Genomic DNA, 17516 nt, shown 5'->3' with positions numbered 1-17516 from the left:
TTTTTACTTTTCTTCAGATAATAAAAAACCCCGCATGGCGGGGTTTTTTTATAAGACGATAACTTATGCCGCAGGCTGAGTTACAACGTCTTTGATACCTTTAACTTCGATCTCTACGCGACGATCTGGTGCCAGGCAGTCGATCAGTGCAGCGCGTGGTTTCACGTTGTCACAGGTAGAACCGGTAACTGGGTTAGATTCGCCCATACCACGTGGGGAGATCTTGTTAGCTGGGATACCTTTAGATACCAGGTAATCAACTACAGACTGAGCACGTTTCTCAGACAGACCCTGGTTGTAAGCGTCAGAACCGATACGGTCGGTGAAGCCCAGAACCACTACAGAACCGTCTTTAGGATCCAGGTTGCTCAGCTGGGTGTACAGCTGATCCAGTGCCTGCTGACCTTCTGGTTTCAGGGTAGCTTTGTTGAAGTTGAACAGAACGTCAGACTTCAGAGTGAAGTGCTTGGTCTGTACTTCTGGCGCTGGAGCCGGAGCTGGAGCTACGACTGGCGCATCTTCCTGCTGACCGAAACGGTAAGAAACACCAACGCTCAGCATGCCGTTGTCTGGACGAACACCAACGGTAGCACCGTCACCGATGTTGTTAACCCACTGGTATTCCAGACGGGTAGCGATGTCACGGGTCATTGCCCACTCAACGCCACCAGCGAATACTGGGGAAACACCAGTGTCGTGGTCGTCACCAGCGATGCTGTTGCTGGAGTCTGCACGCCATACCATGCCGCCCAGACGGGTGTACACGTCCAGATCGTCAGTTACTGGGTAACCCAGTTTAGCGGTCAGCTGTACGCCTTGAGCTTTGAAAGCGCCATTTACGTTGTCGCCTTTGTAAGGCATACGACCTAACCAGTCGTAACCCATTTCAAAGCCAACATACGGGTTAACCTGATAGCCACCGAACGCACCTGCACCCAGCTGGCTCTCGTGAGTAGGGCCATCGTTGTTCAGGCTGCTGTTGTACCAACCGGTGTCATGGAACTGAGACCAGCCCAGTTTACCACCTGCATACCAGGTATTATCTTTCGGAGCGGCCTGCGCTACGGTAGCGAAGCCAGCCAGTGCCACTGCAATCGCGATAGCTGTCTTTTTCATTTTTTGCGCCTCGTTATCATCCAAAATTTGCCATGAATATCTCCATCGGAGGAATCACGGTTAAATCCTTCACCGGGGGGCGTGGTCAAATATAAACCTACCGATATCTTCGGCTTAGGCCGAGCACCCCTGGCGATGTAAAGTCTACAACGTAGCTGAAAACTTACAAGTGTGAAGTCCGTCAGGCATATGAAAAAAAAAGTTCCGTATACCTAATATTTAACAATTTTTGAACGAATTTTGTGCAGTAAAATTAACGAGAACCGCGTCAGACAAGCCTTGCCGCAGTTTTGGCGCGTTGAACTTTTTTTGCATACTGCGGTCGAAAAAAATTCCAGGAAAACTCTTAAAATGACTCAATGGTACACATTTGAGTGAATTTTTAGCCCGGGATGTTGTCCTCTGCGATAGGAATCTCCACGAACTGGCCGCATGATGAAACCCATCGCGTTACCTTCTTCAGCCGCTTCAGTCAGACGCAAATGTTCCTCTTGCGACAGATCCTCAGGCAACCACCCAATCACGACGCTATAGTTCCCGGTACGTAATGCCCGGACCATCGACTCGACCGTATCGCAAGGGGAGAGTTGATTAATCTGCATCACCTTCGCTAATGGCAGCCCAGCCGACTGAACCCATTCGCGACTTAATTTTTGCTGTGGCGTCAGCCAGAGCTGCCAGCGAGACTGTTGCCCGAGCTGCTGCAAAAGCGGCAGGAGTAAGAGTTGTGTCAACAGCGGCTGGTCTTCACGGTAAACCACTTCACTGATAAGCCCTGTCGATTCACGCCCGATAGAATTCTGCGCAGCATTGCCTGCGGCAGAAGTAGAAGGTGTTAAGTGATTTGCATAGCCTGAAGTGTACATATTCATTCCAGCCCTGTAGTTACTGTATGGATATACAGTAACCCCTGTATGCATAAAGATCAACCTCATTTTCGGAAAGCGACTCGCAAATTTCATCGATTCCTGGTGAACCTGAAAAAATCATCTTGCCCAACGGCAATAAGTTGCCTATTTTCCTGCTAACGGATCCGTTAGTAAGAAATATCGTGGTTACTGTATGATTTTTAATGGAATTATCATGAAAAAGATATCTTATGAACGGATTTATCAATCTCAAGAATACCTCTCTCCGCTGGGTGAAATTCATCATCGCGCACTGTTTGGCGGTTATACCCTGGCCGTGGATGAAGCGGTATTCGCGATGGTGTCTGACGGTGAGCTTTACCTTCGCGCCTGTGAGCAAAGTGCAAAATACTGTGTAAAAAACGCCTCTTCTTTTCTGACCCTGATGAAACGAGGACGTCCTGTGCTGCTTAATTACTACCGTGTGGATGAAGGTCTGTGGCAAAACAGGGAAAAACTGCTTCAGCTCTCCTCGTTTGCGCTCGATGCCGCCAGGAAAGAGCGCTACCAGCGCCATCAGCGTAACCGGCTTAAAGATCTGCCGAACCTGACCTTTCAGATTGAGGTCCTGCTTATGGAGGCGGGCATTACTAATGAAGAGACGCTACGACAGTTGGGGGCGAAGACGAGCTGGCTGAAAATGCGCTCTAAGAATAAAGCGCTGAGTATCCGGGTATTGTTCGCGCTTGAAGGCGCGATTGAAGGGTTACATGAAGCGGCACTCCCGGCGGATATTCGCCGGGAGCTTACGGAGTGGTTTAATGCGCTGCCTGAGTCGCAGGGCCATCATTCCGCCAGGTAGCGATCTGCTGTCGCAGCCGACAAATTTCCGGCAGCAAAGCGATAAGCAGGCCAATTTGCTGAAGGACCAGCGGAGCTTTGTTGTCGGTGCCTGGATCAAGGTGTGCGATACGTTGCACCAGTTCATCCAGTGCCTGGTGAACCCGTGGCTCATCCGCAGGTTGATGATGAAGCGCATCATCAACGTAGCAAACGGCATCGTCCAGCAGTGCCAGGATGCCCGGATTCGTCAGTTTCTCTCGGTGGGCGCCAAGGGTAGAGATATAGCTGGTGAACGTGTGGTTCAGACACAGCAGGCGGAAGGCTGTCTCCCGGATTTCTGCCGTGGCGCGCGGCTCAGTTGACATATTCGAGACAACGGAAGCCAGCTCTGCGTCAGTGTTATGCGCATCGCGACGGGCAATCCGATAGGCCAGACGGTTATCGCGACCCTGATGGTATTGCTCAAGTATGGCGTCCAGATAGCGGCAGTTGGCGTTCATTGCTCTGTCGGACACGCGCGGTAAATTTCGGAAACGCCAGTCCGGCCAGATAAAGCTCACCGCCGCCCAGGCGATGGCGCAGCCGATCAGCGTGTCGATCACACGGGGGAGGGCCACTTCAAAGCCTTCACCCAGCAGATTGAAGCAGAGCAGCACAAGCAGCGTGATGAACATTGTGGCGTGAGCGTACTGCACATTGCGGAAGGCGAAGAACAGTACCCCGGTAATCACAATCAGGATCAGTTGCCCTTCTACTGAGGGTACAAAATAGAGCACCGGCAGCCCGATGGCGACCCCGACTAACGTCCCGACAATACGCAGCGCGAGTCGATGGCGGGTAGCGTTATAGTTCGGCTGGCAGACGAACAGGCTGGTCAGCAGGATCCAGTAGCCGTGGTGCAATCCTGTTATCTGGATAAACGCGTAGCCAACGCACAGTACCAACGACATCCTTACCGCATGGCGAAAGAGGGCGGATTCCGGCGTAAAATGACGGCTCAGGCGCAGCCATATATCGCTGAAACCGTTGAGACTGTCGTCGGCAAGCTGGTTGTCAGCGTCATTGCCCGGCATCGCCATCGCCTGTTCAGACTCAATGGTGGCGAGCTGAGCATCGATGGCTCTCAGGTTGTTGAGCAGGAATCCCAGGGCTTTGAACTGTTCCGGCGAAGTTCCACTGGCCTGAACGCGATCGAGCGCCGCATCCAGGTGGCTGAATGCGCGTTCAAAGCGAGGATCGTGCTGATAGGGCGTGCGCAGCAGTATTGAGCGCGCAAGTTGCTGGCAGGCCTGAGACTGCATCGACAGCAGACGCTGGAAACGGAACATCACGTCGCTGTAGCGGAATTTCTCGCGCAGGTCAGCGTATTGCACATGCGAGGAGCTGGCGCGCTCGTGAATATCCTGGGCAACAAAGTAGTAGTGCAGGGTGCGCCGGGTACCGCGCTGACCGCGATCGCCGCGCAGACGGGTGAGCAGAGACGCTTTGGTCTGATTCAGCGTGGCGACCAGTTGGCCATTTGCCAGCGCCAGATCGTACAGGGGCGCCTGGCTGTCCTCTTCGATATCCGGATCAAACAGCCGGGATTTCAGCTCAAGATAGTGGGCCAGCCGTTCGTAACTGCGGGCAATGTTGTCCTGTAAGGCACGAACCGGAAAAATAAGATGCCCGGTTAAGGTCAGCAGGTTATACCAGATAGCGCCCAATAGCAGCAGGACCGGTTGCTGATACCACTGATCGTAAAGAGAGACGCCCAGCATGGTGTAAATGGCAATCAGCAGGGCGCCAAACGCGATAGTGGCGTAGCGTTGCCCGAGGCCGCCGAGCAAAATGAAGCCGCTGGTGGACACCGTCAGCCCTAAGGCAAACAGCCAGGGCCACGGGAAAAGCAGCTCAACGGAGGCGGAAGCAATAAAGAAGCAGACCAGCGTGATGACCAGATTACGCAAACGACCGGCCAGGCGGTCGTCGAGATCCGCCAGCGCGCCGGCCACCACCCCAAGCGTGAGGGGGATGGTGAGCTTCACATCATTCAGCCACCACGGCAGAGCGACGGTGCCGCAGAGGGCGATAAATATCCTGACGTTATACAGCCAGTTACTGTTCCATGTATAGCGACGAAGCAGGGGGCTTAGCATGAGAGCGGCCAGTCCTTATTACTGAAAACGACGACGGGCATTGGCTTCACGCGCGGCTTGCGCGACTTCGACCGGAACAACTCGGCGTCCTACCGGCCACAGGGCGATGGTGGCAATTTTGAAATTAGCGAGGCCAACCGGAATGCCAATAATCGTAATGCACTGGGCGATACCGGCGAAGATATGCATCAGACACAGCCACCAGCCAAAGAAGATTAGCCATAAAATATTCAGCAGCGTGCCGCCGGTATTCATCAGAGCATTTTTTCTTTCCGGCTCCAGTTCATCCACGTGCACGGCTTCATTTCCATAAGGAACGAGGGACAGTTTGGTGATTTCCCAGCAGGAGCGCGTCAGCGGAAGGGTGAAGATAAGCACGATGCTCACCAGGGTGGCAAAAAGCCAGGAAAGGGTGGTGGCAAAACCGCCAAGGACAAAATTCAACACATTCAGAACGGTACGCATAAACCCTCATTTCCTTCGATATGATTAACGCCCGGTGATTGTAACGTTTTTTTGGGCTGGAGCACCTTAAAACTGGCAGTTAAACTGTCTGACAAATTATGACCTCGTGGATCCGGCAGGATATGGAACTGAAAGCAACTTCAATGGGCAAACGCCTGGCGCAGCACCCTTACGACAAGGTTGTGCTTCTTAATGCGGGAGTGAAAGTCTCCGGTGAACGCCACGAATACCTTATTCCGTTTAATCAGCTACTGGCCATTCACTGTAAACGAGGGCTGGTATGGGGGGAGCTGGAGTTCGTTCTGCCGGCAGAGAAAGTGGTGCGACTCCACGGGACCGAGTGGGCGGAAACCCAACGCTTCCACCATCATCTGAACACGCGCTGGCACCAGTGGAGCCAGGAGATGAGCGTGATTGCCGCACAGGTGCTGCATCAGGTGCTGGACGATATCGCGCTAAGCAATACGCAGCAGAAGTGGCTGACGCGCCAGCAAACCGCCGGGCTTCAGCAAAAAATCACCCAGGCGCTGACGGCATTGCCTATACCGGTGGCGCGGCTTGAGGAATTTGATAACTGTCGCGATGCGTGGCGGAAGTGTCAGGCCTGGCTTAGCGATATCGAGAAAAGCCGTCTGGCGCATAACCAGGCCTGGACTGAGGCGATGCTTACGCAATATGCCGATTTCTTCAGTACGGTGGAATCATCGCCTCTCAATCCTGCCCAGGCGCGCGCAGTGGTGAATGGCGAGCACTCTTTACTGGTGCTGGCAGGCGCAGGGAGCGGCAAAACGTCGGTGCTGGTGGCGCGCGCGGGCTGGCTTCTGACAACGGGCGAGGCAGTTGCCGACCAGATTTTGCTGCTGGCTTTTGGTCGCAAGGCGGCGCAGGAGATGGATGAGCGCATTCAGGCGCGTTTGCATACCCAGGATATCTCGGCGCGCACGTTCCACTCCCTCGCTTTACACATCATTCAACAGGGCAGCAAAAAAGTCCCTGTTGTCAGCAAGCTGGAGAATGATGCTCAGGCTCGCCAGGCGCTGTTTATCAAGGCATGGCGTCAGCAGTGCAGTGAAAAAAAGGCGCAGGCGAAAGGTTGGCGTCAGTGGCTTGAAGAGGAACTCAACTGGGAGGTGCCGGAGGGCAGTTTCTGGCAGGATGAAAAGCTGGCGCGCCGGCTGGGCTCTCGTCTCGACCGGTGGGTAAGCCTGATGCGCATGCACGGCGGCTCTCAGGCGGAGATGATAGAAAGCGCACCGGAGTCGATCCGCGCCGTGTTTTCTAAGCGGGTTAAACTGATGGCGCCGATGCTGAAAGCGTGGAAAACCGCGCTGAAAGACGAAAACGCGGTCGATTTTTCCGGGCTAATCCATCAGGCCATTATCATTCTGGAGAAAGGGCGCTTCGTCAGCCCGTGGAAACACATTCTGGTGGATGAGTTTCAGGATATTTCGCCGCAGCGCGCTGCGCTGCTTTCGGCGCTGCGGGCGCAGAATAAACACACGTCGCTGTTTGCCGTGGGCGATGACTGGCAGGCTATCTACCGCTTCAGCGGGGCGCAACTTTCCCTCACGACGGCCTTCCATCACTATTTTGGGGAAGGCGATCGCAGCGATCTGGACACCACCTACCGCTTCAACTCGCGGATTGGTGAAATTGCCAACCGTTTTATTCAGCAGAACCCACATCAGCTGTCGAAGCCGCTTAACAGCCTGACGTCGGGGGATAAAAAGGCCGTCACGCTGCTGGCGGACGATCAGCTGGAACCGCTGCTGGATAAACTGAGCGGCTATGCGAAACCGGATGAACGGATTCTGGTCCTGGCGCGTTATCACCACCTCAAGCCGACGGCGCTGGAAAAAGCGGCAACGCGCTGGCCAAAACTACAGCTCGATTTTATGACCATTCACGCCAGTAAAGGGCAGCAGGCCGACTACGTAATTGTGGTGGGGCTGAAAGAGGGGAGCGACGGTTTCCCGGCACCGGCGCGGGAATCCGTGATGGAAGAGGCGTTATTGCCTGTTCCGGAAGATTTCCCGGATGCAGAGGAGCGGCGCTTACTGTACGTGGCGATAACCCGCGCGCGCCATCGCGTGTGGCTCTTGTTCAACAAAGAGGAGCCGTCGGTGTTTGTCGATATTTTGAAAAGTATTGACGTGCCGGTGGCGAGAAAGCCGTAACGCGCCGGGCAAATTCTGTAGGCCCGGTAAGCGCAGCGCCACCGGGCAAAAAACTACTTCAGTCTCTCCGCAAGATAACGCTGATAATCCGGGATCAAAATCTCCACCGGATCGTTAAACTGCGGCGATTCAATGATGAAATCTGCCGTTGAAAGATTGGTGGCTACCGGAATGTTCCATACCGTCGCCAGACGCAGCAGCGCTTTAACGTCCGGATCATGCGGAACCGCGTTCAGCGGATCCCAGAAGAATATCAGAACGTCAATTTTACCTTCCGAAATCTGAGCGCCGACCTGCTGGTCACCCCCCATCGGGCCGCTCAGCATGGCATTCACTTCCAGACCGGTTTCGCGGTGGATCAGGTTGCCGGTTGTTCCCGTGGCAGAAAGGGCATGATGCTGTAAAAGAGGCTGATGGCGACGAACCCAGTTAAGCAGCATTTGTTTACAGTGATCGTGCGCAACCAGAGCAATGTGCTTGCGCGCCGGAAGTGTGCGTGTTGTCAGTTCCATAATCTTATCCGTGAGGTTACCTCGCTACACGATGACGGGAACTGACTGATGCTGCAAGAGAAAGGACGAAAAAATGTGGCTTACGACGAAGGTTGTCGTTTCGCCCATTGCAGAAAACGGGCGCGCGTGTCCGGATCGGCATTCTGGAACCAGAATTTGAGGCGTTGCTCAGTAAGAGTCTGCGACTGAGGAGGGAGTACATCCAGCTCCGATACGCCCGAAAGCAGGGTACTGTCATCCGCCATCATGGTGGCGAACTGGGGCAGGGAGGCGCGCCTGCTGGCTCTGTTATAGATCTCCGTGTCCGCTTCGTAATCTGTTCCTTTTGGCCTTTTTGTCAGCGCCAGGATATCCAGCTTTACCGGGATGGGCATAGAATCCCCGTCCACCAGCTCAATGCGCGGTGAGGCATCAAATGCCAGTGACTCTTTTTCTGTCTCAAAGTGCGGGAGACGAAAATTGACCTGGCTGATGCGTTGGGTATTAAAGCTGACCACCAGCGGAGGCGAAATGTACACCTGCTGTTCGTTGTCGGCGAGGCGAATCGTCTTTTCAACCCGAAAAACCACCTGATGCGGGCCATTATCCAGCTCGATGCTGTCTGCGCCCCGCAGCAGGGAGCTGGAGACTTTTTTCCCGTCCAGCACCAGCAGGTCAATGTCGGTTGAGAGTCTGAGGGTGGTTGCGAAAACACAAACCGGCATGATTAACGCAACCACAGCCCAGGCAATGCCGGTTTTCATAGCAGACTCCTGTAGACAAACTACCTGGTAAGAATGTATCAAAATTTTTCGATAAACACGTTTACTAACATATAGACATATTTTGCCGTTTTGCCCTCATACTTCTGTATGGGATGCGTGGTTGAGATGTCCGCTTTGACGTACACTTTGAAAAAAACCAGGAGGAACAGCATGAAAGAGAACGACATTATCGAGATTCTGACGTCCACGCGCACTATCGCGCTGGTCGGCGCGAGCGATAAACCGGATCGCCCAAGCTATCGGGTCATGAAATACCTTCTGGACCAGGGATATCACGTGATCCCGGTCTCGCCGAAGGTGGCGGGGAAAACGCTGCTGGGTCAGCAGGGCTATGCGACGCTTGCGGACGTGCCGGAAAAAGTGGATATGGTGGACGTTTTCCGTAATTCAGAGGCGGCCTGGGGCGTGGCGCAGGAGGCGATTGCCATCGGCGCGAAAACGCTGTGGATGCAGCTGGGCGTGATTAATGAGCAGGCGGCCGTGCTGGCACGCGATGCCGGGCTGAAGGTGGTGATGGATCGCTGTCCGGCAATCGACATCCCCCGTCTGGGGCTGGCAAAATAAAAAAAGCCCGCTTGACGGGCTTTTTTACACCTTTAGTTACGCAGTCTGGGCGCCTGTAACTGTTTGCGGATGGTCTGAGCAAGCTCGTCCATAGTGGGTTGTTCCGGATGCTCATCCTGTAGTTCACCACTCAGCTGCGCTTCGGCAAGATAGGTATGGACAGGCTGACCATCGTCGCCCTCCATAACCACATGATACCAGGGCGCGGCGCGAAGCTCTGCGTCAACGGCCAGATCGTCTGCTGACGGTTCATCAAGGGAATACTCCGGGTCGATATCCACGACCACACCCAAATATCCAAGCAAGGTGTGGCGGACCTGCTGGCCGATACCGAATTTGCTGGCAATCATAGTCACCTCCCGGGAAACATTACATACACACTATGTGCGGGCAATATTTCTCTTTTCAAGTTACATGACGCGACAGGCAAACCCTTTCAGATACAGCCCTTCCGGGTAGGTAGCGATCACCGGGTGATCGGCGGCCTGACGGAACTGCTCTATAAATTGTACATCACGACCCGCATCTATTGCGGCATCGGCGATGATTTTTTGGAATAAATCTGTCGTCATCAGGCCAGAGCAGGAGAACGTCAGCAGAACGCCGCCCGGGTTCAGCAGCTGGATCGCCAGCATGTTGATGTCTTTATAGCCACGGCAGGCGCCCATCAGCTGGCTTTTATTTTCTACAAACTTCGGCGGGTCCATCACGATAACGTCAAATTTCTCGCCCTGGTCGCGGTATTTACGCAGCAGTTTGAACACGTCGTCGCGCACAAACTCCGCTTTGCTCAGATCCAGCTTGTTCAGCTCAACGTTCTGTTTCGCCACATCCAGCGCTTCCTGTGAGGTGTCGACGCTCACAACCTGGGCACAGCCGCCCATCAGGGCAGAGACCGCAAAGCCGCCGGTATAGGAGAAGCAGTTCAGCACGCGCTTATCGGCAACGTACTGGCGCGTTGCCAGACGGCTGTCACGCTGGTCGAGATAATAACCGGTCTTATGGCCGCCCTGGATGTCCACCAGCAGCTTCATGCCGTGCTCCTCGATAGGCAGCAGGGCAGGCGGCAGTTCGCCGGTGACCGGGCCCTGCGTCAGCTCCATGCCCTCTTTTTTACGTACCGCCACGTCGCTGCGGTCGTAAATGGCACATTCCGGGCACAGGGTTTGCAGGGCGCTAATTAGCGCGGCACGCTGGTATTCCGCCCCGGCGCTCAGCAGCTGCAACACCAGGAAATTGCCGAAGCGGTCAATGGTCACGCCCGGCAGCCCGTCGGATTCACCGGCAATCAGACGATAGCTGTCCAGCCCGTCACGCTTTGCCAGCCACTCGCGCCACTGCTGCGCCTGTTGCAGACGACGGACAAAGAAGTCGATATCGATGGCTTCTTCTTTATCGAACGTCCAGACGCGCGCGCGGATCTGAGATGCAGGCGAGTATGCGCCGCGTGCTAACCATTTCCCCTGATGGTCAACAATATCGATGGTTTCACCGAGGCTGGCTTTACCTTCCATGCGGGCAACCGCGCCGGAAAAGACCCAGGGATGGCGGCGCAGTAATGACTTCTCGCGCCCTTTGGCTAACACTAAACGTACACTCATAATTTGCTATTCTGTCGATTCCAATGAAATGGCCGCCATTTTCCCGACTTCAGCGAGGAAATGCAACGCGCCAGTCGGATAAGGAGAAGGATGATGTCAAATGTATGCACCATTGCCTGGGTCCATGGCCTTGTACAGGGCGTCGGATTCCGCTACAGCACCCAGCGCGAAGCCCTTCAGCTCGGACTGACGGGGTATGCGCGTAACATGGATGATGGCAGCGTGGAGGTTGTGGCCTGCGGTGAGGCGGATCGGGTAGAGAAGCTGGTGGCGTGGCTGAAAGCGGGCGGACCGCGCAGCGCGCGGGTTGATAAGGTGCTAACGGAACCGCATCAACCCGGCCGGGAATACGCTGACTTCAGTATTCGCTATTAAATGCATTTTACCGGCTTTGGCAGGCCGGCAATTTTTGTCGCCTGTTTAGCCGGGCCTTTCGGAAACAGGCGATACAGATAACGGCTGTTGCCTTTCTCTTCGCCAAATTTATTCGCCATGGCTTTGACCAGCATGCGGATAGCCGGAGAGGTGTTGAATTCGAGGTAGAATTCGCGCACAAAGCGCACCACTTCCCAGTGTTCCGGGGAGAGGGTAATTCCTTCGTTTTCCGCAATTTTCTCCGCCAGCGCTTCGCTCCACTGGCTGCTCTCTTTCAGATAACCGTCATTATCGGTTTCGATCTCTTTGCCTTCAAAACTCAACATATTCATTCACGCGTTAGTCAAAAACCGCCTCAGTCTACCAAAAAAACAAAGCCCCGCATAAGCGGGGCTTTGTTCACAGCACGGTGAGTTAATCGCGGCTGGCGAAGCCCAGGATACTCAGCAGGCTGACAAAAATATTGTACAGCGACACATACAGGCTCACGGTGGCGCGGATATAGTTCGTCTCACCGCCGTGAATGATGTTGCTGGTTTCATACAGGATTGCGCCGGATGAAATCAGGATAAACACCGCGCTGATTGCCAGATGCAGAGCAGGCAATTGCAGGAAGATGTTCGCCAGCATACCGACCAGCACAATCACGATACCCGCCATCAGCATACCGCCGAGGAAGGACATGTCCTTACGGGTGGTCAGCACGTAGGCCGAGCAGCAGAAGAACACCAGCGCGGTACCGCCCAGCGCCATACCAATCACGTCGCCCATTCCGGCAGACAGATAGGCGTTCAGGATTGGCCCCAGGATGTAGCCCAGGAAGCCGGTGAAGGCGAAAGCGGAGAGAATACCCACCGGTTTATCCGCGGTTTTATAGGTCAGGAACATCAGACCATACATACCCACCAGCGTCAGGATCAGGCCCGGAGAAGGCAGCATCAGTACGGTGCTGGCCGTCGCGGTGATCGCCGAAAACGCCAGCGTCAGGCTGAGCATGAAATAGGTATTGCGCAGCACCTTATGGGTGCTGAGTAGCGATGTGCGGTCGCGTGAAGAAGTAATTATACGATCCATGAGTCACTCTCTTATGACAGATGTAATTAGCGCAAAGAATAGGAAACGGCGCGGCAGACGCAAAGTGGTTTTACCCATCTTTACTCAGCCCCTTAGGGATTATGCTGGTTTTTTATTCTGGTAAAGCCTTTGTACTCAGAATGAAGTGCGGTATGCAAGGCGTATTCAGATCAACCTCTTATAGGTCACTGAAAAATATTGCGTTATTTCCCTAAGGCCGCTAAGAGTTATTTCCGGATCGTCATAAAAACAGACAATAAGGCGAAGGAAATGAAACCACAAACACGCATGCACTTTACGCTCTCTTTGTTAACCGCAGGGGTCCTGTGCGCCAGCACGGCAACCTGGGCGGCTAACGTGCCAGCAGGAACCCAGCTGGCAGATAAGCAGGAACTGGTCAGGAACAACGGCAGTGAACCCGCCTCGCTCGACCCGCATAAAGTCGAAAGCGATGTCGAATTCAATATTATCAGCGATTTATTCGACGGGCTGGTCAGCGTCTCTCCGGCAGGTGAAATTCAGCCGCGCCTGGCGGAGAAATGGGAAAATAAAGATAACACCGTCTGGACTTTCCATCTGCGCCCGGGCATAACCTGGAGCGATGGCACCCCCATCACCGCGGAAGATGTCGTCTGGAGCTGGCAGCGACTGGTCGACCCGAAAACCGTCTCTCCGTATGCCAGCTATCCCGGCAGTATGCGTATCGTCAACGGCACTGATATCGCAGAAGGCAAAAAAGCACCCGAGTCGCTGGGCGTGAAAGCCATCAATGACACCACGCTGGAAGTGACGCTCACCCAGCCAAATGCTGCTTTCCTGGCGATGCTGGCTCACCCGTCTCTGGTGCCGATAGATAAAGTCCTGGTAGGTCGTTTCGGTGATAAGTGGACCAAACCGGAGCACTTCGTCAGCAGCGGGGCCTATAAACTGTCACAGTGGGTGGTGAACGAACGCATTGTGGCGGTGCGAAACCCGAAATACTGGGATAACGCACATACCGTCATCAACAAGGTGACCTATCTGCCCATTTCCTCCGAAGCCGCTGACGTCAACCGCTACAAAGCGGGCGAAATCGACATCGCCTACACGGTGCCGATCAACCAGTTTGCTCAGCTGAAGAAAACGCTGGGGAACGAGCTGGACGTATCGCCGCAGCTTGCCACCTATTATTACGAATTCAACACCACCCGGCCGCCGTTCAGCGACGCCCGCGTGCGTAAGGCGCTGAATCTGGCGCTGGATAAAGATATTATCGCCGGGAAAGTTTTAGGGCAGGGGCAACGCCCGGCATGGCTCATCAGCCAGCCGGATATTGGCGGCGTCAAGTTACAGAACCCTGATTACGCCAGCTGGCCGATGGATAAACGCATTGCCGAGGCGAAAAAACTGCTGGCCGAAGCCGGATTTAACGACAGCCATCCGCTCAGCTTTAATCTCCTCTATAACACCTCGGAATCGCACCAGCGTATTGCGATTGCCGCCAGCTCGATGTGGAAGAAGAACCTCGGCGTAGAGGCGAAGCTGCAAAACCAGGAGTGGAAAACCATGCTTGATACCATGCACACCCATAACTTTGACGCGGTGCGCTACGCCTGGATTGCTGATTACGATGACGCCGCAACCTTCCTGAATAACTTCCGTACCGGTGACAGCCAAAACACCACTCAGTACAGCAATCCGGAATACGATCTGGCTCTGGTGAATGCGGCGAAGGCGAAAACGGCGGAGGAGCGCGGTAAGTTCTACCAGCAGGCAGAAGATCTGCTGGGGCGCGATGTGCCGGCGATCCCTGTCTATCACTACGTGCGCACGCACCTGGTGAAACCGTGGGTAGGGGGCTTCACGCCGGATAAGCTTGGCTACTACTACACCAAAGATATGTACATCAAAAAGCACTAACGATCCGCGGTGGATATTATGCTGGTAAAACGGCCAATCTGTTGTCTATTCAACCGATTAAACGCATTTTGGCTATTTTTAAAGCGAACGAATGCGCGCACCCTTTACAGCGCGCGGTGAGGTGTTTATAGTTCGCCTCACTTAGGAAGCGTGGCCGAGCGGTTGAAGGCACCGGTCTTGAAAACCGGCGACCCGAAAGGGTTCTAGAGTTCGAATCTCTACGCTTCCGCCAAATTCGAAACCCCTGCGATAGCAATATCGCAGGGGTTTTTGCTTTTGTTCTGGCTCTCCGCCATGTTACCCATGTTATAGCTTATCGTGATCCCGGCGTCGGCCTTACAGACCTGAGCTTTTACGCACCATGTATCCGCGATGTTCGAGGGCGTCAGCACCGCTTCGGGCGCACCCGTGGCTGCGATCTGCCCGGCCTTCAGGAGGATCAGACGCTGGCAATAATTGGCCGCAAGATTGAGATCGTGCAGTGCAACCACCACCGTAAGCGGCAGCTGTGAAACGAGCCGCATCAGGTCCAGCTGGTGCTGAATGTCCAGGTGGTTTGTCGGTTCATCGAGCAACAGCACCTGCGGCTGCTGGGCCAGCGCGCGGGCTATCTGGCTTCGCTGGCGCTCTCCGCCAGACAAAGAGTGCCATCGCCGCTGGCGTAAGCTGCATAACTGCATCAGGCCAATCGCCTGTTCAACCGCAGCCTCATCGTCGCGCGTGGTTCTCTGGAATGTTTTCCGGTAGGGCGTACGCCCCAGCCTGACCATATCCTCAACGGTCAGTTCCCCGTCGACCTCAGCATGTTGCGGGACAAACGCCATGTGCTGCGCCCGTATTTTCAGCGGCATCAAGCCAAGCGTTGTGCCATTAAGCGCAACACGTTCGCTGTGTCGTGGAAACAGCCCGGCGAGGCAGCGCAGCAGCGTCGACTTGCCTGAGCCGTTTGGCCCTAACAGGCCGACAATCTGCCCGGATGGCAGGTCGAGATCGATATCCTTAAGCACCGTCTGCGCCTGTCGGGTTACGGTTAACCCGGCCACTGTTATATTCATGGATGCTCCTTTCGGTTTTGATAAAGCAACGCCACAAAGACGGGGGCGCCCACCAGCGCAGTCACCACCCCGATGGGCAGAACCTGGTGCACGATCAGCGTGCGTGAGACGATATCGGCAAGGATCATAAAGTGGGCGCCGATGAGAAACGTCAGCGGGATCGAGCGGCGATGGCCCGGCCCGCATAGCATGCGCGTCACATGGGGAATGACCAGCCCGACAAACCCCACTGCGCCTGTAGCGCTCACCAACGTGGCGGTGACAACGGCACAGGTCAGCAATAAGACAATACGCACGGCGGTAACCGGGATCCCCAGCGTGGTGGAGACCTCATCCCCGAAGGTGAAGGTGTCCAGCGCCCGGGAAAAGAGCAATACCACCAGTAAACCCGCAAGCGTAACGGCCAGCGCCAGCAGCGCGTCAGGCCAGCGCACGCCGCTCAGACTCCCCATCAGCCAGAACATGACGCTACGGGACTGCTCGGCATTGGCGGACGTGCTGACGACGTACGCGGTCATGGCGTTGAAGAGCTGGGTGCCCGCAATACCGGCCAGCAAAATGCGCGACGGGCTTTCACTCATCCCGTTTGTAATCACCATGATGAGCGCAAAGGCGGCGCAGGAGCCGACAAACGCACCGCTGCTCACGCCAATCACGCTTCCCCCCATGCCGAGAAGCATCACGCAGACGGCCCCCAGCGAGGCGCCCGCGGAAATCCCCAGCAGATAAGGCTCAGCCAGAGGGTTACGCAGGATCGACTGTAACACCAGCCCGCACAGCGCCAGGCCACCGCCGCTGCACGCGGCCATCACTGCCCGGCTCATGCGATATTGCCAGACGATACCCTCCTCCGTTTGTGGCAACGCATAAGAGGTCAAACCCAGTCCGTTGAGGATCGCTTTCCCGGTACTGGCATACGACACCGGCATATCACCGATACTGGCGGCAAAAACCAGCATTAGCGGCAGCGCCATGACGCCTGCTGCCAGTAAACCTTGCTGGCGGCGGTCAAAAGCGAAATGACTCATTGTTCATCCTGGAAAGAAGCCAGCCGATCGCTGATAAGCTCAACCGCATCGACGTTACGTAATGAAGGGTTTAACGACATTGCCGGCACCACAATAATGTGGTTGTTCCTGACCGCAGGCATGTTCTTCGTCACCGGGTCATTACGCAAGAATGCTTTTTTTACTTCAACGTCATCGGCAGGGTAGAGCCTGCGGGACATCCCGGCGATAACAATCACGTCCGGCTGCGACTGGGCAATATGTTCCCAGGTTACAGCCGGCCATTCGTCATGAGAGTCAATAATGTTCTTCAACCCCAGCGTGCGGCTGATCCAGCCAGGCGCGCCGTAATTCCCCGCCACCCAGGGATCGCCATTCAGACGGCTACTTGAGAACCAGAATACGACGCGAAGCGGTTTCGCTGAGACGCGCGCCTTGGCCTTTTTGATACGTTCCGTCAGCGTATGATTAAGCTGCTCACCTCGCGCGGAAACATCAAATATCGTCGCCAGATCTGTCACTTCCCGTGTGATTTCGGCCAGCGAAAACGGCGCGCTGCGTGCTCCGTCTGCGTTTGACTTTTCCGTCACCGCTTTATCCGTGCAGTCGGCAGGAGAGATCCACGTATTAATCCCCAGCGAGGCAAACTGCTCACGGGTTCCCACTTCTCCCTGCGGACCAATGTGCCAGTGATACTGCGCGAGAACGAGCTCAGGTTTCTGTCCCACCACGGCTTCAAAGGAGGGGGAATTATCTGCAAGCCGGGGGATATTTTTCCCGGCATCTGCCAGCGGATCCGGGAGCTTGCCGAACCAGACCGACGTTGCGGCGATCTTTTTCTCCAGCCCCAGTGCGAGCAGTAATTCTGTTTCATGCTGTCCCACGGTCACGACGCGCTGAGGAGCCTGCGCAAAGGTCTGCTTTACGCCGCAATTTTCAATCGTGAGGGGCCAGGAGGTTGCTGAGAAAGCGGCAGGCGCCGTGGAGAGCAATAAAGCCAGAAATAACCCTTTTTTAAGTAACATAGAACACAATCCCAAATTGTTATGTTATAACATAATACATATATTGTGATTGA

The 17516-nt window shown here is 54.9% G+C and carries 18 protein-coding genes and 1 tRNA gene; 6 read left to right on the top strand and 13 right to left on the bottom strand.

The window, feature by feature from the left end:
• Window positions 1-63: 63 nt before the first annotated feature.
• Together ompA and sulA are read right to left on the bottom strand one after the other, a co-directional pair.
• Window positions 64-1116, bottom strand: a complete 1053-nt coding sequence (ompA, locus tag ACOTX2_RS06040; RefSeq protein WP_017694761.1) for a porin OmpA — start codon at window positions 1114-1116, stop codon at window positions 64-66.
• A 356-nt stretch (window positions 1117-1472) separates the two neighbouring features.
• Window positions 1473-1982: an SOS-induced cell division inhibitor SulA gene (gene sulA / locus ACOTX2_RS06035; RefSeq protein WP_032610196.1), complete on the bottom strand. Its 510-nt coding sequence runs from the start codon at window positions 1980-1982 to the stop codon at window positions 1473-1475.
• Between the two features lie 217 nt (window positions 1983-2199).
• Here sulA and ACOTX2_RS06030 point away from each other — a divergent pair, with 217 nt between their 5' ends.
• Window positions 2200-2826 carry a TfoX/Sxy family DNA transformation protein gene (locus ACOTX2_RS06030; protein WP_023315767.1) on the top strand — a complete coding sequence of 209 codons (627 nt, stop codon included), beginning with the start codon at window positions 2200-2202 and terminating at the stop codon, window positions 2824-2826.
• Here the strand turns inward: ACOTX2_RS06030 and yccS are convergent.
• Both yccS and ACOTX2_RS06020 read right to left on the bottom strand, forming a co-directional pair.
• On the bottom strand, window positions 2783-4945 hold the full coding sequence (yccS, locus tag ACOTX2_RS06025; RefSeq protein WP_063147650.1) for a YccS family putative transporter: 2163 nt from the start codon (window positions 4943-4945) through the stop codon (window positions 2783-2785). The genes ACOTX2_RS06030 and yccS overlap by 44 nt on opposite strands.
• Window positions 4946-4963: 18 nt before the next feature.
• Window positions 4964-5410 carry a YccF domain-containing protein gene (locus ACOTX2_RS06020; RefSeq protein ID WP_022647660.1) on the bottom strand — a complete coding sequence of 149 codons (447 nt, stop codon included), beginning with the start codon at window positions 5408-5410 and terminating at the stop codon, window positions 4964-4966.
• A gap of 122 nt (window positions 5411-5532) precedes the next feature.
• Here ACOTX2_RS06020 and helD point away from each other — a divergent pair, with 122 nt between their 5' ends.
• A complete protein-coding gene (helD, locus tag ACOTX2_RS06015) occupies window positions 5533-7587 on the top strand; it encodes a DNA helicase IV (protein WP_063147649.1) in 2055 nt (684 codons plus the stop codon).
• 53 nt (window positions 7588-7640) lie between these two features.
• Here the strand turns inward: helD and mgsA are convergent, their stop codons facing one another.
• Window positions 7641-8099, bottom strand: coding sequence for a methylglyoxal synthase (gene mgsA / locus ACOTX2_RS06010; RefSeq protein WP_003858146.1), 459 nt, complete (start codon window positions 8097-8099; stop codon window positions 7641-7643).
• A gap of 80 nt (window positions 8100-8179) precedes the next feature.
• On the bottom strand, window positions 8180-8842 hold the full coding sequence (gene csgI, locus ACOTX2_RS06005; protein ID WP_045308867.1) for a curli synthesis inhibitor: 663 nt from the start codon (window positions 8840-8842) through the stop codon (window positions 8180-8182).
• Between the two features lie 171 nt (window positions 8843-9013).
• Here csgI and ACOTX2_RS06000 point away from each other — a divergent pair, with 171 nt between their 5' ends.
• On the top strand, window positions 9014-9427 hold the full coding sequence (locus tag ACOTX2_RS06000) for a CoA-binding protein (RefSeq protein WP_023299748.1): 414 nt from the start codon (window positions 9014-9016) through the stop codon (window positions 9425-9427).
• Between the two features lie 32 nt (window positions 9428-9459).
• Here the strand turns inward: ACOTX2_RS06000 and hspQ are convergent, their stop codons facing one another.
• Together hspQ and rlmI are read right to left on the bottom strand one after the other, a co-directional pair.
• A complete protein-coding gene (gene hspQ, locus ACOTX2_RS05995; RefSeq protein WP_003858136.1) occupies window positions 9460-9777 on the bottom strand; it encodes a heat shock protein HspQ in 318 nt (105 codons plus the stop codon).
• A gap of 60 nt (window positions 9778-9837) precedes the next feature.
• Window positions 9838-11028 (bottom strand): 23S rRNA (cytosine(1962)-C(5))-methyltransferase RlmI, encoded by a 1191-nt coding sequence (gene rlmI / locus ACOTX2_RS05990; RefSeq protein ID WP_022647663.1) that lies wholly within the window; start codon window positions 11026-11028, stop codon window positions 9838-9840.
• Window positions 11029-11121: 93 nt separating this feature from the next.
• On the opposite strand from rlmI, the gene yccX reads away from it, so the two are divergent.
• Window positions 11122-11403 carry an acylphosphatase gene (yccX, locus tag ACOTX2_RS05985; RefSeq protein ID WP_003858131.1) on the top strand — a complete coding sequence of 94 codons (282 nt, stop codon included), beginning with the start codon at window positions 11122-11124 and terminating at the stop codon, window positions 11401-11403.
• Here the strand turns inward: yccX and tusE are convergent.
• Window positions 11400-11729 carry a sulfurtransferase TusE gene (gene tusE, locus ACOTX2_RS05980; RefSeq protein ID WP_003858129.1) on the bottom strand — a complete coding sequence of 110 codons (330 nt, stop codon included), beginning with the start codon at window positions 11727-11729 and terminating at the stop codon, window positions 11400-11402. The two genes, yccX and tusE, sit on opposite strands and share 4 nt — an antisense overlap.
• A gap of 88 nt (window positions 11730-11817) precedes the next feature.
• Window positions 11818-12477, bottom strand: a complete 660-nt coding sequence (gene yccA, locus ACOTX2_RS05975) for an FtsH protease modulator YccA (protein ID WP_003858127.1) — start codon at window positions 12475-12477, stop codon at window positions 11818-11820.
• Between the two features lie 270 nt (window positions 12478-12747).
• On the opposite strand from yccA, the gene ACOTX2_RS05970 reads away from it, so the two are divergent.
• Window positions 12748-14376, top strand: a complete 1629-nt coding sequence (locus ACOTX2_RS05970) for an ABC transporter substrate-binding protein (protein WP_045623328.1) — start codon at window positions 12748-12750, stop codon at window positions 14374-14376.
• A gap of 144 nt (window positions 14377-14520) precedes the next feature.
• Window positions 14521-14608 (top strand) — tRNA-Ser (locus ACOTX2_RS05965).
• Here ACOTX2_RS05965 and ACOTX2_RS05960 read toward each other — a convergent pair.
• From ACOTX2_RS05960 to ACOTX2_RS05950, 3 genes are read right to left on the bottom strand one after another with little or no spacing between them, the layout of a single operon-like run.
• Window positions 14595-15431 carry an ABC transporter ATP-binding protein gene (locus tag ACOTX2_RS05960; protein ID WP_226856320.1) on the bottom strand — a complete coding sequence of 279 codons (837 nt, stop codon included), beginning with the start codon at window positions 15429-15431 and terminating at the stop codon, window positions 14595-14597. The genes ACOTX2_RS05965 and ACOTX2_RS05960 overlap by 14 nt on opposite strands.
• On the bottom strand, window positions 15428-16459 hold the full coding sequence (locus ACOTX2_RS05955; protein WP_038415793.1) for a FecCD family ABC transporter permease: 1032 nt from the start codon (window positions 16457-16459) through the stop codon (window positions 15428-15430). Before ACOTX2_RS05955 ends, ACOTX2_RS05960 begins: the two co-directional genes overlap by 4 nt.
• Window positions 16456-17463: an ABC transporter substrate-binding protein gene (locus tag ACOTX2_RS05950; protein ID WP_046618412.1), complete on the bottom strand. Its 1008-nt coding sequence runs from the start codon at window positions 17461-17463 to the stop codon at window positions 16456-16458. Before ACOTX2_RS05950 ends, ACOTX2_RS05955 begins: the two co-directional genes overlap by 4 nt.
• Between the last annotated feature and the right edge of the window lie 53 nt (window positions 17464-17516).

Origin of the sequence: Enterobacter cloacae complex sp. IR5412, assembly GCF_049237385.1 — a bacterium.
In the GTDB taxonomy this organism is placed as follows: Bacteria; Pseudomonadota; Gammaproteobacteria; order Enterobacterales; family Enterobacteriaceae; genus Enterobacter; species Enterobacter intestinihominis.
The sequence above is the reverse complement of the archived record's forward strand: the minus strand, read 5'-3'. Positions and strand labels throughout refer to the sequence as shown.